The following is a 15,760-nucleotide window of genomic DNA, read 5'->3' as shown; positions in this document are numbered from 1 at the left end:
ACAAAAACGTGCAGCCCAAACAAAACGTGCCGCCCCAAACGGGGCGGCACGCCATCTTTTATCAGCCAACTCGCTGAAGTAAGGCCGCGAAGGCCGCGAGGCCGGGAGGGGTTTCCTAAGGGCACATCCCGCAGCCGCAACGCGGCGAGGACGTGCCCGTGGAAACCCCGCAGGCCCCGCGGCCGGTGGGAGCAACGCTACTTCACAACCAAAATGTCGCAGTCCGTATTGCGCAGCAGGAACGTCGAAATTGAACCCAGTAGCGCATACTTGATCGAGGACAGGCCGCGGGCGCCGCAGAGCACCAGGTCGGGCTTGACCACGTCGAGCATCTCGTCCTTGAGCGTCTCGCGAATGCGGCCGGCGCGAATCATGACCTCGACCTCGGGAATGTCGGGATTGGCCTTGGCCTCTTCGAGCTGCTTGGCGATGGAGTTCTTAAATGCCTCCTCTAGGCCGTTGACCAGGTCGACCGGATAGGAGCCGGCGCTCTCGAGTGCCGTGGAATCGATGACGTGGCCGATGATCAGCTTAGCGCCGTTGTTCGCGGCGACTTTGATGGCGCGTGCGAGCACAAAATCCTGCTGCTCAGTACCGTCGAGTGAAACAAATACCTTGGTGTAGCCCTCGTTCATGGTTTCCTCCTTGGTCTATCGCACGGGCGCGGGGCTCGTGCGTCGGGCGGGCGCGGGTGCGTTGACCGCCGGACACTTTATCTTGTTGCAGTTATACCCAAGGATTTCGGTTTAACTGCTCGCAATTCTGTGAACGGGCGAGTTTTTTGGTAAGGGTAGGCGCGGTCGCACCGCCAACGGTTGATAATGGGACATCGCCCGCATCGTCCGCAGAACATCTACCGGCGGGTGTCTAACGAGGGGGTCCCTTTGGATATTATCGAGCTTCTAAAATCTGCCTTCATGGGCCTGGTCGAGGGCATCACCGAATGGCTGCCCGTTTCGTCGACGGGCCACATGATCTTGGTGGACGAGTTCGTCAAGATGAACGTGAGCGAGACGTTCTGGAATATGTTCCTGGTCGTGATTCAGCTCGGCGCCATTCTGGCCGTCTGCGTGCTGTTTTTCCACGAGCTCAACCCGTTCTCGCCTAGCAAGGGCAAGGAGGGCCGTCGCGACACCTGGGTGCTGTGGGGCAAGATTGTGCTCGGTTGCATTCCTGCGGCGGCGATCGGCCTGCCGCTCAACGACTGGATGGAGGAGCATTTCTACAATGCTCCCGTCGTGGCGCTGGCGCTCATCGTGTACGGCGTGCTGTTTATCGTGATCGAGAACTGGCGCGCGAGCAAGCGCGAGGAAATGGCCGTTGCCGGTTCGTTTGGTTCGCGTGCTGTGGTGTCGGGTGGACGTCCCGCCGGTGCGCACTTTGCGGCGCCCGCCACGGCTACCGCTGAGGATGAGGACGATGACGAGAACCTGGACTTTGGTTCCATCGCCACGCTCGAGGACCTCAGCTGGAAGACTGCGCTGGGTATCGGCTGCTTCCAGGTGCTTTCGCTGGTGCCTGGTACGTCTCGCTCCGGTTCTACCATCATCGGCGGCCTGCTTTTGGGCTGCACGCGCTCGGTGGCGTCTAAGTTCACGTTCTTCCTGGCCATTCCTGTCATGTTTGGCGCGAGTGCGCTCAAGCTGGTCAAGTACTTCATCAAGGGCGGCACGTTCGGCACCAACGAGATCGCCATCTTGGGCGTGGGCTGCGTTGTTGCCTTTGTGGTTTCGCTCATCGCCATCAAGTGGCTCATGGGCTTCGTCCGCCGTCACGACTTTAAGTGCTTCGGTGTTTACCGCATCATCCTGGGCATCGTAGTGCTCGCATACTTCTTCGTTCTGGAGCCCATGCTCGGCCTCTAACTTAGTCGACGCTGCGCGGCGGCCAGAGCGACAGCTTGTCATTCAAAGAGGGTGGCATGACCAAAAGGTCTATGCTGCCCTCTTTTTTGGGCGATGGGGTGGGTCCGATGGTGGCGCACGGAGTCGTGGTGTGATTTGCGTTGGTGTCCGCGCGGCTCGGTATACTGGTACGGCTCAAACTATGGCGCTGCCCGCAGGCGCGCCGTCCGTCAGATGAGGAGTCGCCCATGACCCAGCCCTTGCCCTGGGAAAAGAACACCACGGTACCCGTGCCTCCCGCGCCGGAACCCGTGCCGCTCGATGTATACGTCGCCCCCGCTGCGCCGGAGCCCGAACTCGTCCCGCTCGACATCTACGACGCTCCCGCGCCGGCTCCTGCGCCCGCAAAGCCGTTTGTCGACATCGACAGCCTTAATCCCGCCCAGCGCGAGGCAGTTCTGACCACCGAGGGCCCGTTGCTGGTGCTCGCCGGTGCCGGCTCGGGCAAAACCCGCGTCTTGACCTTCCGCATCGCACATATGCTCGGCGACCTGGGTGTTAAGCCTTGGCAGGTTCTTGCCATCACGTTTACCAATAAGGCCGCGGCCGAGATGCGCGAGCGTCTGGCAGCACTCATTCCCAGCGGCACCCGCGGCATGTGGGTGTGTACCTTCCATGCCATGTGCGTGCGCATGCTGCGCGAGGACGCCGACCTGCTGGGCTACACCGGTCAGTTCACCATCTACGATGACGATGACTCAAAGCGCATGGTGCGTGATATTATGCAGGCACTCGGCATCGAGCAAAAGCAATTCCCCATCAATATGATCCGCAGCAAGATCAGCTCGGCCAAAAACGCCATGATCGGGCCCGAGGACATGCTCAAGTCCGCCGATAGCCCCAACGACAAAAAGGCCGCGCAGGTCTACCTGGAGCTGGAGCGCCGCCTGCGCGCCGCCAACGCGATGGACTTCGACGACCTGCTCGTGCGCACGCTCGAGCTTCTGCGCACCCGCCCCGAGGTGCTCGACAAGTACCAAGAGCGCTTCCGCTACATTAGCGTCGACGAGTATCAGGACACCAACCACGTCCAGTACGAAATTGCCAACCTGCTGGCCGCCAAGTACCAAAACCTTATGGTCGTGGGCGACGATGACCAGTCCATTTATAGCTGGCGTGGCGCCGACATCACCAACATCCTGGACTTTGAGCAGGACTTTAAAAACTGCAAGACCGTTAAGCTGGAGCAGAACTACCGCTCCACGGGTCATATCCTGAGCGCCGCCAGCGCCGTGGTGCGTCACAACTCGCAACGCAAGGACAAGCGCCTGTTTACGGCCGAGGGCGACGGCGAGAAGATCCAGGCCTTCCAGGCAAGCGATGAGCGCGACGAGGGCCGCTGGATTGCCGGCGAGATCGAAAAGCTGCACTCCAAGGGCACGAGCTACGACGACATCGCTGTGTTCTATCGCACCAACGCCCAGTCGCGTATTCTCGAAGATATGTTCCTGCGCGCGGGCGTGCCCTACAAGATTGTGGGCGGCACGCGATTCTTCGACCGTGCCGAGATCCGCGACGTCATGGCCTACCTCAAGATGATCGTGAACCCGGCAGACGAGATGAGCGTCAAGCGCGTCATCAACACGCCGCGTCGCGGCATCGGCTCCACCTCGATCCAAAAGATCGAGCAGCTTGCGCGCGGCAACCGTTGCTCGTTCTTCCAGGCCTGCGAGATCGCAACAGCCGAGACGGGCATGTTTAGCGCGAAGGTGCGCAACGGCCTGTCGAGTTTTGTGGCGCTGGTGCGCGAGGGCCGCCGCATGGACGGCGAGCTCAAGGACGTCGTCGAGATGATTGTCGACAAGACGGGCCTGCTGCAGGCGTTCCGCGCCGAGGGCACCATGGAGTCCGAGAGCCGCGCCGAGAACATCCAGGAATTCCTGGGCGTCGCCGCCGAATTTGAGGAGACGCACGAGGATATCGAGGGTACGCTCGAGAGTCTAGAAGAGCTGCGCGCGGCCGGTGTTGCCGACGTGCCGTCCGTCGCCGAGTCCGAGTCCGTCGTGGTGAGTGCGCCCGCGTCCGAGCCGGGGCCGTCCGCTCCGGCATCCTCGTTTGAGGCACTTGTCGGCGCTCGTGACGCCGCGGGCTCCAATCCGCTCGATAGCCTAGCCGCCCCGGCGCTCTCGCCGCAGGATGCCCTGGCCGCCGCCATCGCGGGCAACGCGTATGCCGTGCCAACAGAGCTACCGGCGGGCGCCGTGCATGCCGACGAGATCGAGCGCACCTACGGTCCGCTCACCTGTAAGGCACTGCCGGCACTCATGGAGTGGCTGGCCCTGCGCTCCGACCTGGATTCCCTGGCCGGCGAGACGCATGCCATTACCATGATGACCATCCACTCCGCCAAGGGCCTGGAGTTCCCGGCGGTGTTCGTGGCCGGCATGGAGGAGGGTATCTTCCCGCACGTGCACGACTTTGGCGGCAGCGATGACCCGGGCAAGCTCGAGGAGGAGCGTCGCCTGGCCTACGTTGCCATCACGCGTGCCCGTAAGCGCCTGTTCCTGACCTATGCGGCCACGCGTCGCACCTACGGCTCGACCTCTGCCAACCCGCGCTCTCGCTTCCTCAACGAGATTCCGTTTGAGGATATCGAGTTTAGCGGTATCGGTTCTGCCGGTTTTGAGGGCACGGGCTGGGAGAAGCGCGGCGACCGTCACGGCACCTTTGGCTCGGGCATGGGCTCGGATATGTATGGCGGCAAGGTGTTCGGTTCGCATACGCGCTCGACCGGCGGTTCCGGTTCGCGCGGCGGATCGAGCTTCGACGATTTCTTTGGTGGCAGCACCTATGGCACCGAGCGCCATCGCGGGGTTTCGCCCGACGCCGGCCGTGTTGCCTCGACCTTTGGTTCGGGCGCGCCGCGAGCTAAAAAGCCGTCGTCCAAGGTGTCGCCGACGGTGGAGCGCAAGGTCGATCGCGCCAGCGCGTCGCAGGACTTTGCCGCGGGCGATACCGTGAGCCACAAGACCTTTGGCACCGGTACCGTGATCTCGGTCGCCGGAGACATGATCGAGGTTCAATTCGAAAAGACCGGCCAGACCAAAAAGCTCATGAAGGGCTTTGCACCGATTGTCAAGCTGTCGTAATCCCGGCGGCCCCGGACAGGCGCCAAGGACAACGTCGCCTGCTCGGACAGTCCTGCGCAAGACGGAGGCCACATTAAGTGGCCTCCTTTGCGTGCGGAACTCGCGATCGACGTTGTCCTTGCCGCCTGTCCGGGGCCTTGGGTAGCGTTGCTTGCGAGCGTCGCTCTGCCTGTTCGCTTTTTGGTCTGGAGAGCCGGGTGGGCTGATATATGGATATGAGTAGGGGCTCTCCCGCACATGAACGAGGGGCCCCTTGTGCTTTGGCCTTTGATGATTGAACGTTTTATGCTGCTCAGCATCATTTCAATTAGTTACTAAAATGTTTATGAAATGAGGCAAGGGGCTCTCCCGTATGTGGACGGGGGAGCCCCTTGTTGCGTTTGGGTTGTTGTGGTGGCTTACAGGTGCGAGATGATCAGTTCCATTTTGCCTTCGAGGTAGATGGAGGTGACGGTGCTGGGGGCCAGCAGGTGGCTTCCCTTGTGGACTGCCTCGCCGCAGACGGTGCCTTCGCCGTCGATGACCGACAGACACATGAAGGGCCAGTGCTGGTCGAGGGTCTTGCTGCCGTTGACGCGCACGCGATCGACGGTGTAGCAGGGGTTGGACTCGAGCTCGGTCACGCCGTCGACCTCGGGCGCGGTCACGGTGCCGTCGGTCGGAGCCTGGACATTAAAATCGATGCAGTCGAGGCTCTGCTCAATGTGCAGCGGGCGCAGCTTGCCGTCGGTGCCGGGGCGGTCGTAGTCGTACAGGCGATAGGTCACATCGCTCGACTGCTGCGTCTCCAAAATGAGCGTGCCGGTCTTGATGGCGTGCACAGTACCGGAGTCAATCTGGAAAAAGTCGCCCTTGTGGATTGGCAGCACGTTGAGCATGTCATCCCAGCGGCCTTCCTCGATCATCTGTGCGGCCTCGGCGCGGTCCTTGGCACGCTGGCCGACGATGATCGTGGAGCCGGGCTCGCAGTCCAGCACATACCAGCACTCGGTTTTGCCCAAGCTACCGTTCTCGTGCTCGGCGGCGTACTCGTCGTTGGGATGGATTTGGATCGAAAGGTCGTCCTTGGCGTCCAGAATCTTAATGAGCAGCGGGAACTCCTTGCCCTCGCAGTTGCCAAAGAGCTCGCGGTGCTCGGCCCACAGCCATGACAGCGTGTGACCGGCGTACGGGCCCTCAGCGATCTGGCAGTCGCCGTTGGGGTGTGCCGAGATGGCCCAGCACTCACCGATGGGGCCCTCGGGAATGTCGTAACCAAATACGGTTTCGAGCTGGCGGCCGCCCCAGATCTTCTCGTGGAAGATCGGCGTCAGTTTAATCAAGTCGGACATGTGCATACTCCCATAAGGTTGTGCGGGTGCCGCGTAAGACAGCTCAAAACGAGCACCCACCGGATTACAAAACTAGGCCAGCGTTACGTTGTGCAGCTCAAAGCGGTCGCCTACGTTGTGCGAGATAGAATATTCAAACGCGGTGCCGCTATCCAAGAAGCCAATCTGGTTGAGTTCGAGCAGGGGAGAGCCGGGTTTGGTATCCAGGCGCTCAGCCTCTTCCTCAGTTGCCGCGACAGCGCGAATGGTGCGATGGAAGCTCGAAATCTTCAGCCCGCATTGCTCGCGGATAAAGCCGTAGACCGATCCGTACAGGTCCTTCTTTTTAAGGCCCGGGATCAGTTCGAGCGGCATATAGGTGTACTCGATGACGATGGGCTTCTCGTCGACCTGGCGCACGCGCACGATGTGATAGGCGAAGTCATCCTCGGCCATTCCCAGCTGGGTCGCAACCTCTGCCGGCGGATTGACGATCGAGAAATCGTAGACCACCGAGGTCACCTTTTCCCCGCGGTGCTCATACGAAAAGCCCTGGGCACGGTCGTTCTTGCCTTGAAAAAACACCTGGCCGGGAAGTCCCGCCGTGTCCTTGACGTAGGTGCCCGATCCGCGCCGGCTGGTAATAAGGCCTTCCTCGGTGATCTGCTCAATCGCTCGTTTGACGGTGATTTTGGAAACGCCATAGAGCTCACAGAACTCAACGACGGTGGGCAACTTATCGCCCGGTTTAAGTGCGCCGTCCTCGATGCTTCGACGGATATCTGCAGCTATCGCCTCGTATTTGGGAATCATGCAATCCTCCCTTCATATTTGCGTCGATATTTAGAAAGTATACCTACTTAGAAAGCATCCATATGGCTTTCATGAAAGAAGTTCGATAAAGAAAAATGAAAAAGACGCTTTACATAGAAAATTAGAGCGCTATAGTTACAGACAACAAGCGAGATGCATTGGCGTTTCCTTGTACTGTTTGGGGACGGCTTTGTTTTGGCGGGTTGGATATCGGTATGACCGGTGCGCGCCCGCGCCGGATAACCTGCCAAAGCAAACCCGTCTCCAACCGGAAGCTCTAGAACACGAAAGCGAGGACTTTGATGGCACAGTATCAGCTGCCCCGTGACTTCTTTTTTGGCGCTGCTATGTCCGGCCCGCAGACTGAGGGTCAGTGGAACCAGGGCGGCAAGCTCGAGAACCTGTGGGACACCTGGTCCATCCAGGATCTGGGTTCGTTCTACAACTGCGTTGGCTCTTATGCCGGCAATGACTTTATGGCCAAGTACCAGGAAGACTTTCGCATTTTGAAGGACTTGGGCCTGAATACCTATCGCACTTCCATCCAGTGGAGTCGTCTGCTCGATGCCGACGGCAACCTTAATGGGGAGGGCGCTGCATGGTATCACGAGCTGTTCCGCGCCTCTCGCGAGGCCGGCCTGGAGCCGTTTGTCAACTTGTACCACTTTGACATGCCCACCTACCTCTTTAACCGCGGCGGCTGGGAGAGCCGTGAGGTCGTCGAGGCTTACGCGCATTATGCCGACGTCGCCTTCCACGAGTTTGGCCAGGAGATTAAGTACTGGTTCACCTTTAACGAGCCCATCGTCGAGCCCGAGCAGCGCTATCAGGAGGGCGTGTGGTTCCCGCAACTCCACGACTTCAACCGTGCCCGCACCGTGCAGTATCACATCTCGCTGGCACATGCGCTGGCCGTGGTCAACTATCGTCGCGCCTATGACGAGGGTGCTATTCGCGCCGATGCCAAGATCGGCATGATCAACTGCTTTACCCCGGTCTACACCAAAGAGAACCCCAGCGAGGCAGACCTCGAGGCCGTGCGCATGACCAGCGGTATCAGCAACCGCTGGTGGCTCGACCTTATTACCAAGGGCGAGCTTCCCACCGACGTGCTCGAAAGCCTGGCCGAGGGCGGCGTTAAGCTCCCGTTCCGTGCCGGCGACCAAGAGATTCTTAAGCAGGGTGTTGTCGACTGGCTCGGTTGCAACTACTACCACCCCACGCGCGTTCAGGCTCCGGCGAGCAAGATCGACCAGTACGGTCTGCCGCACTTTGCCGACGAGTACGTGTGGCCCGACGCCGTTATGAACGAGAGCCGCGGCTGGGAGATCTACCCGCAGGGCCTCTACGACTTTGGCATGGACTGCGCCAAGAACTACCCCGATCTTGAGTGGTTCGTTTCCGAGAACGGCATCGGCATCATGGACGAATACAAGAACCGTGACGCCGAAGGAACCATCCAGGACGACTACCGCGTCGACTTTGTACGCCAGCACCTGGAGTGGGTGGCCAAGGCCATCGACGAGGGCGCCAAGTGCCGCGGATACCATTATTGGGCTGTCATCGATAACTGGTCTTGGGCCAATGCCTTTAAGAACCGTTACGGTTTTGTCGAGGTTGATCTGATGGACGGCTACAAGCGCCGTCTTAAGAAGTCGGCGGCCTGGCTCAAACAGGTCGCCACGACCCATGTGGTTGATTAGCGACCGGGCGAACGCCCAGACCACGCGCCGCCGCGCGCAACACATGGCACATCTGGTGGCAGAGGGCGACAGACCACCGTGCGCATAGGAAAAGGCCGGATTTGATAGTTAGGAGCAATCATGGCCAGTGACAACGGAAAGAGCTTCCTCGACAAGTTTGCCGAGGTCTCTGCGAAGGTGGGAAACCAGGTTCACCTGCGTTCCCTGCGCGACGCCTTCGCGACCATCACGCCGCTCTATATCCTTGCGGGTATCGCGGTTCTTATCAACAACGTCGTGTTCCCCCTGTTCCCGCTCGATGCGGCGGGCCTTGCCAACCTTCAGACGTGGGGTTCGGCAATTACGCTGGGCACCCTCAACGTCTCTGCCATTATCTTGGCCGGATTGATTGGCTACAGCCTCGCTAAGAACAAGCGTTTCGATAACCCGCTCGCTTGCGTGGTCGTCGCTATCTCTGCTTTCGTCATCATGATGCCGCAGCAGATCACCGCCACGCTTGCCGCCACGAGCCCGCTGCTCACCGACAAGATCACCTCCGCCGAGGTCACGGGCGCCCTTTCGACTGCCAACACCGGCACTAACGGTCTGTTCTCGGCTATTATCATCGCCCTGCTTTCCGTCTCGCTCTTCATCAAGATTTCTGGCGTCGAGAAGCTCAAGGTTAAGCTGGGCGAGGGCGTGCCTCCCGCGGTCTCCAACTCCTTCAACGTCATGATCCCGATGCTGCTCAACCTCGCGATCTTCGCTCTTGCCGCAGCCCTGCTCGCCGTGTGCGCCGGCACCGATCTGTGCACCATCATCTCCACGTGCATCTCCAACCCGCTCAAGAACATCATGAACGCCGGTCCGTGGGCTGTTATCCTCATCTACACCCTTGCTAACCTGCTGTTCTGCGTCGGTATTCACCAGTCCACCATCTCTGGCGCTACCGTCGAGCCGATCCTGACCATGCTCATCGTCGACAACATGGCTACCTTTGCCGCCGGTGGCACCATCCAGCCCGATCACTACATGAACATGCAGATCGTTAACAGTTTCGCCCTCATCGGCGGCTCGGGCTGCACCCTCATGCTTCTGCTCGACACGCTCCTGTTCTCCAAGAACAAGGCTTCCGAGACCGTTTCCAAGATGGCTATCCTGCCTGGTCTGTTCAACATCAACGAGCCGGTTATCTACGGTTACCCCATCGTGTACAACCTGCCGCTCATGATTCCGTTTGTCCTTCTTCCCGATCTGTTCATCGGCATCACCTATGGCCTTACCTGCGCAGGCATCATCAGCCCCTGCATCGCCCAGGTGCCTTGGACCATGCCTCCCGTCATCAATGCCCTGCTCGCTACGGGCTTTGACTGGCGCGCCGGCGTGTGGCAGGCTCTCGAGATTGTCATTGGCATGGCCGTCTACCTGCCCTTTATGAAGATTTCCGAGAAGGCAATCGCCAAGCAGGAGGCTCTCGCCGAGTAGAACGCCTAACGTTCGTCCCTTTCACCTTTGCGGGCGCCGGTACGCGGTGCCGGTGCCCGCGGCTCTCTCCCTTGTGTAAAGATGCAGGGGGTGGGAACAATAGCTGCAAAGAATGAAACCAGTCGTCGTCTGCGCGCCGCGCAGTTATAAGGAGGAAACCATGAAGAAGATCATGCTCTGCTGCAATGCCGGTATGTCCACGAGCCTGCTGGTCCAGAAGATGCAGGCCGAGGTCGCGAACCGTGGCCTGGAAATTGAGGTCGAGGCTCGCCCCATGAACGAGGCCCACGATCACCTGGACGAGTGCGACATGTTGCTGCTTGGCCCGCAGATCGGCTACACCAAGGGCGATTTTGAGAAGGAGGCCGCTGGCCGCTTCCCGGTCGAGGTCATCAACATGGTCGACTACGGCCGCATGAACGCTGCCGGCATCATCGACCACTGCGTCAGCGTGATGGGCTAGGTGCTCCGCATGGAGGATATGAACGAACTGCAGATGACCTGCTTCGAGATCATCAGCTACGTCGGTACCGCCAAGAGCATGTACATCAATGCCGTGCAAAAGGCCAAGGAGGGCGATTTTGACGCTGCCGAGGAGCTTATCAAGCAGGGCGACGAGGCCTATAACGGTGGCCACGATGTCCATATGGGGCTTCTGAAGAAAGAGGCCAACGGCGAGCGTAATGGCGAGGCCCCGTTGATTCTGCTGCATGCCGAGGACCAGATGGCCGGCACCGAGACCATGCGCGTCATGGCGACGGAGCTCATCGAAATCCACAAGCAGCTGCAGGCACTTAAGGCCTAGTCGGCGTTATCGCCGCGAAGGACCGTGCGGTCCGACAGACAACATAGCCCCTTTGACGGGCGCCGGGAGTCTCCGCCTCCCGGCGCCTTTATTTTTGGGGATGGTCTTGCGCGGCCTGTTGAGCGGCCATTTGCGTTTCCCCAGATAAAACCTGCCAAAACAAACCTGTCCCTTTTTGGTAGGTTTTTGCCTTGGGAGCGGTACCATACTGGCAATGTTTAAACGAGAAAGGCGGGCTCCCATGGAACCTAAGCAGTATTACATCGGCATCGACGTCGGCGGTACCTCGGTCAAGGAGGGTCTGTTCGATGAGGACGGCAACCTGCTGGCCAAGGCCAGCGTGCCTACGCCTCCTATCGTTGACGCCGCTGGCTTTGCCGCGGTGACCGAGGCTATCGACCAGGTGGTCGCCAAGGCTCAGATTCCGCGTGCCTTTGTGGCGGGCATTGGTCTGGCCGTTCCGTGCCCCATCCCGGCATCGGGCGATGCCAAGGTCAAGGCCAACATTGCCATTAACCTGCCCGAGCTGAGAGTCGCCATTCAGGAGCACTGCCCCGACGCGGTCGTTAAGTACGAGAACGACGCCAACGCTGCTGCTATGGGCGAGGCCTGGCTCGGCTCTGCCAAGGGCGTACAGAACGTGGTGATGGTCACCATTGGTACCGGCGTGGGCGGCGGCGTTATCGTTAACGGCGACGTGGTATCGGGTGTTGTGGGCGCCGGCGGCGAGATTGGCCACATGTGCCTGAACCCGGCCGAGGAGCGCACCTGTGGCTGTGGCGGCCATGGCCATCTGGAGCAGTATTCCAGCGCCACCGGCGTGGTGAGCAACTACCTTGCCGAGTGCAAGAAGGCGGGCGTCGAGCCCATCGAGCTGACCGGCCCCTCCGATTCCAAGGACGTGTTCCAGGCTTGTCGCGAGGGCGACAAGCTCGCGCTGGCCGCGGCCGATACCATGGCCGACTATCTCGGCCGCGCACTGGCGCTTATTGCCAACGTGGTTGATCCCGAGATGTTCCTCATCGGCGGCGGCGCCTCCGCCTCGGCCGATGTCTACCTCGACAAGGTTCGCGAGCACTTTAAGCAGTACGCGCTTTCCGCCTCGCGCGAGACACCCATCAATGTCGCTTCGCTCGGAAACGACGCCGGCATCATCGGTGCCGCCTACGTAGCCCTGCGCGCTGCCGGTAAATAGCTGGTGCAAGGGGGACAGGTTACTTTGCACCAACATGGTGCAAAAGGGACGGCCTTGGCCCCGTGCCTGCGCCCCAAAATATGCCGTGGCCCTTCCGTCTGCGAAGGCTCGGCATCGGCGTGCTACCATAGCTACGTCCAAGTACACATATCAAGTGGAGGATATCCATGGCAAACGTTCTTGTCTTTGGTCACCAGAACCCCGATAACGACGCCATCATGAGCGCCGTCGTCCTGTCCCAGCTGCTCAACCAGGTTGAGTATGCCGGCAACACCTACGAGGCCTGCGCCCTTGGTCAGCTTCCGGCAGAGTCCGCCAAGCTGCTCGCCGACGCCGGCATTGCCGAGCCCCGCGTGATTGAGTCCGTCGAGGCCGGTCAGCTTGTCGTCCTCACCGACCACAACGAGTCCGCCCAGTCCGTCGCGGGCCTTAAGGACGCCACGGTCTTTGGCGTCGTCGACCATCACCGCATCGGCGACTTCGAGACCGCCGGCCCGCTGCATTACATCTGCCTGCCCTGGGGCTCCAGCTGCACCATCGTCACCAAGCTCGCCGGCGTGCTCGGCGTTGAGCTTTCCGACGTACAGGCCAAGCTGCTGCTCTCGGCCATGATGACCGACACGCTCATGCTCAAGAGCCCCACCACCACCGATGTCGACCGCGCCGTCGCCGCCAAGCTCGGCGAGCAGGTGGGCGTCGACCCGGTCAAGTTTGGCATGGAGGTCTTCCTCACCCGTCCGTCCGGCTCCTTCACTGCAGCCGAGATGGTCGGCAACGACATCAAGATGTTCGAGCCCGCTGGCAAGAAGCTGCTCATTGGCCAGTACGAGACCGTCGACAAGAGCCGCGCACTCGGCATGATCGACGAGATCCGCGAGGCCATGCGCGCCTACGCCGCCGAGAAGGGCGCCGACGGCATTGTCCTGTGCATCACCGACATCATGGAGGAGGGCTCGCAGGTCCTGCTCGAGGGCGAGACCGAGGCTGCTCAGAAGGGCCTGGGCATTGCCGATGAGTACGACGGCGTCTGGATGCCGGGCGTCCTCTCCCGTAAGAAGCAGGTCGCTGCCCCCATCATGGCCGCCTGCTAGGTTTAGTTGACCGAACGCCACGACCGGATCGCGGACGCCCCGCGCTCCGGTCGTTTTTTGTGCACGGCGCCGCGTCGTCTCCCGGACAGGCGTGCCCGTGCCGTTGAGCAAATAATGTTCAACCTGTGGTTCCGCTTTTCGGCCACGCCTGCGTGCTTGTCGTGCAGGGTAGGCTAGATGCAAGCGTAATACGTTAGAGCGCGGCGCCGCCACTTGGGCGGGCCGTGCTTTTTTAAGACGGGAGCTTTCCCGTGAAAGGAGCCGCCCATGGCAGCACCCGAGCAGCTGTTCAACGTTCGTGAACGCAAGCGCTTTGAACGTCACGACATCTGGGAGCGCATCGCCGAGAACGGCACGATTTCCGCCGCGGTTATGGTCATCGCCGCCATCGCCGCCGTCATTTGCGCCAATACCGATGCCTACGAGGCCATCCATCACTTTTTGGAGACCCCGCTGTATGTGGGTCTGGGGCATTTGACGGCTGGCCTCACCGTTGAGCTTTTCGTCAACGACTTCCTCATGGCGATTTTCTTTTTGTTGGTGGGCATTGAGCTTAAGTACGAAATGACGGTCGGCGAGCTCAAGAATCCGCGTCAGGCCATGCTTCCCATGCTGGCGGCCGTGGGCGGCGTCGTCGTTCCCGCCTGCATCTACCTGATCTTTAACCATGCCGGCGCCCGCAACGGTTGGGCCATCCCCATGGCAACCGATATTGCCTTCGCGCTGGGCGTGCTGTCGCTTTTGGGCAATCGCGTGCCCAACGGCGTGCGCGTGTTCTTCTCGACGCTCGCCATCGCCGACGACCTCATCTCCATCGCCGCCATCGCCATCTTCTACGGTCAGAGCCCCAATCCGTTTTGGTTGGGCGCCGCCGCGCTTGTGACCTGCGCGCTCGTGTGGCTCAACAAGACGCAGCATTACCGCCTTGCCCCGTATTCGGTACTGGGGCTGCTGCTGTGGTTCTGCATGTTCAAGAGCGGCGTACATGCCACGCTTGCTGGCGTCATCTTGGCCTTTACCATCCCGGCCAAGTGTGGCGTCAAGCTCGATAGCCTCACCGATTGGCTGGGCGAGTGCCTGCCGCTGCTCGATGACCGCTACGATGATGAGGCACACATCCTGGGCCAGCATGACTTTACCGTCTCGACAACCAAGGTCGAGCGCGTCATGCACCGCGTGACCCCGCCGCTTATCCGCATGGAGCGTCTGATCTCCACGCCGGTCAACTTTGTGATCCTGCCGATCTTTGCGTTCGTAAACGCTCAGGTTCGCTTAGTGGGCGTGGACATGAGCACGCTGCTCACCGACCCGGTGACGCTCGGCGTGTACTTTGGCATGCTGCTGGGCAAGCCGATCGGCATCTTTGGTATGACGTTTGCCCTGGTTAAGCTTAAGGCCTGCGAGCTGCCGCACAATGTCAACTGGCACATGATTGCCGGCGTGGGCATTCTGGGCGGTATCGGCTTTACCATGTCGATTCTCATCAGCGGCCTTGCCTTCCCGACGGCCCAGTTTGAGGTTCTTGCAGCCAAGGCCGCTATTCTCGCCGGTTCGGTCACCGCAGCCGTGCTCGGCATGATCTACATGAGCGTGGTCTGCAAGCATCTCTCGCCCAAAGACGAGTAAGAGCGCGAAAACCGGCTCCAGAACCGATTCGGGCGCGTTCAAAATGCGGATTCGGGCGGTGCTTGCCGCCTGCCAGACACGCCAGTGGTCAAAAAACGCCGTTTGTGAGTACTGTCACAAACGGCGTATCATTTTAGGTGCGGAAAATAATGAACAAAGTTATAAGAACTGTACGTTAATGAGTGACCATCGAATTCCAATTTGGCGCTAGCTGACGGTGATTAGGAAGTTTCAAGTCGAGTTTTGCCGATTTCGACCAAGAATCGCTGCTACTAAAAAGGTAACAGTACTCATATTTGCCCTTTTTTGGCCACAAGCCCTAAAACAAGCCTCGCCAAGGTCGGGAAGCGGGCCAAATCGCCGGCCTCGAGGCTTATTCCACCGTTCCGTAGACGGCGCCCCAGCCGTGGGCGGCCAAGGCGGAGTTGAGCTGGTCGCAAAGTGACTGGCGGTCGTAGTAGCCGGGCGGCAAAAGGTTCACGATCTCCATGAGGTCGGGCGCCAGGTCCAAGATTTCGGCCTGTACGATCAGATCCAGGCGGTCGATGGCGTGGCGGTCGTAAAACAGTCCGTCGACCAGGCGCTGCAAGTCGCCGAATTCCTCGGCCTGAAACGATCCGTACTCCATAGTGCCTCCTTGGGCGCCCCACGCCGGCATGCGCGGCGATTCGTAATTCATTGCGATGAACTTAATCTATCACGGCTTCATACCGTTGCGGCGGTGGCGGTCTATACTTAGACGAACTGCAACGTACCGCTT

General features: G+C 60.2%; 13 protein-coding genes. 9 read left to right on the top strand and 4 right to left on the bottom strand.

Going from position 1 to position 15,760, the window contains the following annotated elements; genetic code table 11:
• Positions 1-197: 197 nt before the first annotated feature.
• Positions 198-635: a universal stress protein gene (locus DW821_RS07475; RefSeq protein WP_006235921.1), complete on the bottom strand. Its 438-nt coding sequence runs from the start codon at positions 633-635 to the stop codon at positions 198-200.
• 249 nt (positions 636-884) lie between these two features.
• Between DW821_RS07475 and DW821_RS07470 the strand changes: the two genes are divergently transcribed.
• Both DW821_RS07470 and DW821_RS07465 read left to right on the top strand, forming a co-directional pair.
• Positions 885-1,865 carry an undecaprenyl-diphosphate phosphatase gene (locus DW821_RS07470; RefSeq protein WP_117646230.1) on the top strand — a complete coding sequence of 327 codons (981 nt, stop codon included), beginning with the start codon at positions 885-887 and terminating at the stop codon, positions 1,863-1,865.
• 227 nt (positions 1,866-2,092) lie between these two features.
• Positions 2,093-4,993 (top strand): ATP-dependent helicase, encoded by a 2,901-nt coding sequence (locus tag DW821_RS07465; RefSeq protein WP_118066290.1) that lies wholly within the window; start codon positions 2,093-2,095, stop codon positions 4,991-4,993.
• Positions 4,994-5,391: 398 nt separating this feature from the next.
• Here DW821_RS07465 and DW821_RS07460 read toward each other — a convergent pair whose 3' ends face one another.
• Entirely contained in the window at positions 5,392-6,324 is a 933-nt protein-coding gene (locus DW821_RS07460) for a type I phosphomannose isomerase catalytic subunit (protein ID WP_370221229.1), read from the bottom strand.
• A gap of 72 nt (positions 6,325-6,396) precedes the next feature.
• Entirely contained in the window at positions 6,397-7,116 is a 720-nt protein-coding gene (locus DW821_RS07455) for a GntR family transcriptional regulator (protein ID WP_117637077.1), read from the bottom strand.
• Between the two features lie 302 nt (positions 7,117-7,418).
• On the opposite strand from DW821_RS07455, the gene DW821_RS07450 reads away from it, so the two are divergent.
• The 7 genes from DW821_RS07450 to nhaA all read left to right on the top strand — a co-directional run bounded on the left by DW821_RS07450 (position 7,419) and on the right by nhaA (position 15,000).
• Positions 7,419-8,819: a glycoside hydrolase family 1 protein gene (locus tag DW821_RS07450; RefSeq protein WP_118066286.1), complete on the top strand. Its 1,401-nt coding sequence runs from the start codon at positions 7,419-7,421 to the stop codon at positions 8,817-8,819.
• A gap of 120 nt (positions 8,820-8,939) precedes the next feature.
• Positions 8,940-10,283 (top strand): PTS sugar transporter subunit IIC, encoded by a 1,344-nt coding sequence (locus DW821_RS07445; RefSeq protein WP_117637075.1) that lies wholly within the window; start codon positions 8,940-8,942, stop codon positions 10,281-10,283.
• 160 nt (positions 10,284-10,443) lie between these two features.
• Positions 10,444-10,746, top strand: a complete 303-nt coding sequence (locus tag DW821_RS07440; RefSeq protein WP_118066284.1) for a PTS sugar transporter subunit IIB — start codon at positions 10,444-10,446, stop codon at positions 10,744-10,746.
• A 9-nt stretch (positions 10,747-10,755) separates the two neighbouring features.
• The gene (locus tag DW821_RS07435; protein WP_199411192.1) at positions 10,756-11,088 is read left to right on the top strand and encodes a PTS lactose/cellobiose transporter subunit IIA; all 333 of its coding nucleotides are present in this window, start codon (positions 10,756-10,758) and stop codon (positions 11,086-11,088) included.
• 241 nt (positions 11,089-11,329) lie between these two features.
• A complete protein-coding gene (locus DW821_RS07430) occupies positions 11,330-12,283 on the top strand; it encodes an ROK family protein (RefSeq protein ID WP_233508985.1) in 954 nt (317 codons plus the stop codon).
• 167 nt (positions 12,284-12,450) lie between these two features.
• The gene (locus DW821_RS07425; RefSeq protein ID WP_118066282.1) at positions 12,451-13,374 is read left to right on the top strand and encodes a manganese-dependent inorganic pyrophosphatase; all 924 of its coding nucleotides are present in this window, start codon (positions 12,451-12,453) and stop codon (positions 13,372-13,374) included.
• A gap of 267 nt (positions 13,375-13,641) precedes the next feature.
• Positions 13,642-15,000, top strand: a complete 1,359-nt coding sequence (gene nhaA, locus DW821_RS07420; RefSeq protein ID WP_118066280.1) for a Na+/H+ antiporter NhaA — start codon at positions 13,642-13,644, stop codon at positions 14,998-15,000.
• 373 nt (positions 15,001-15,373) lie between these two features.
• Here nhaA and DW821_RS07415 read toward each other — a convergent pair whose 3' ends face one another.
• Positions 15,374-15,628: a hypothetical protein gene (locus DW821_RS07415; RefSeq protein WP_022093864.1), complete on the bottom strand. Its 255-nt coding sequence runs from the start codon at positions 15,626-15,628 to the stop codon at positions 15,374-15,376.
• Between the last annotated feature and the right edge of the window lie 132 nt (positions 15,629-15,760).

This window comes from Collinsella sp. AM33-4BH (assembly GCF_003469205.1).
GTDB lineage: Bacteria > Actinomycetota > Coriobacteriia > Coriobacteriales > Coriobacteriaceae > Collinsella.
This window is presented reverse-complemented; position numbering and strand designations above follow the sequence as displayed.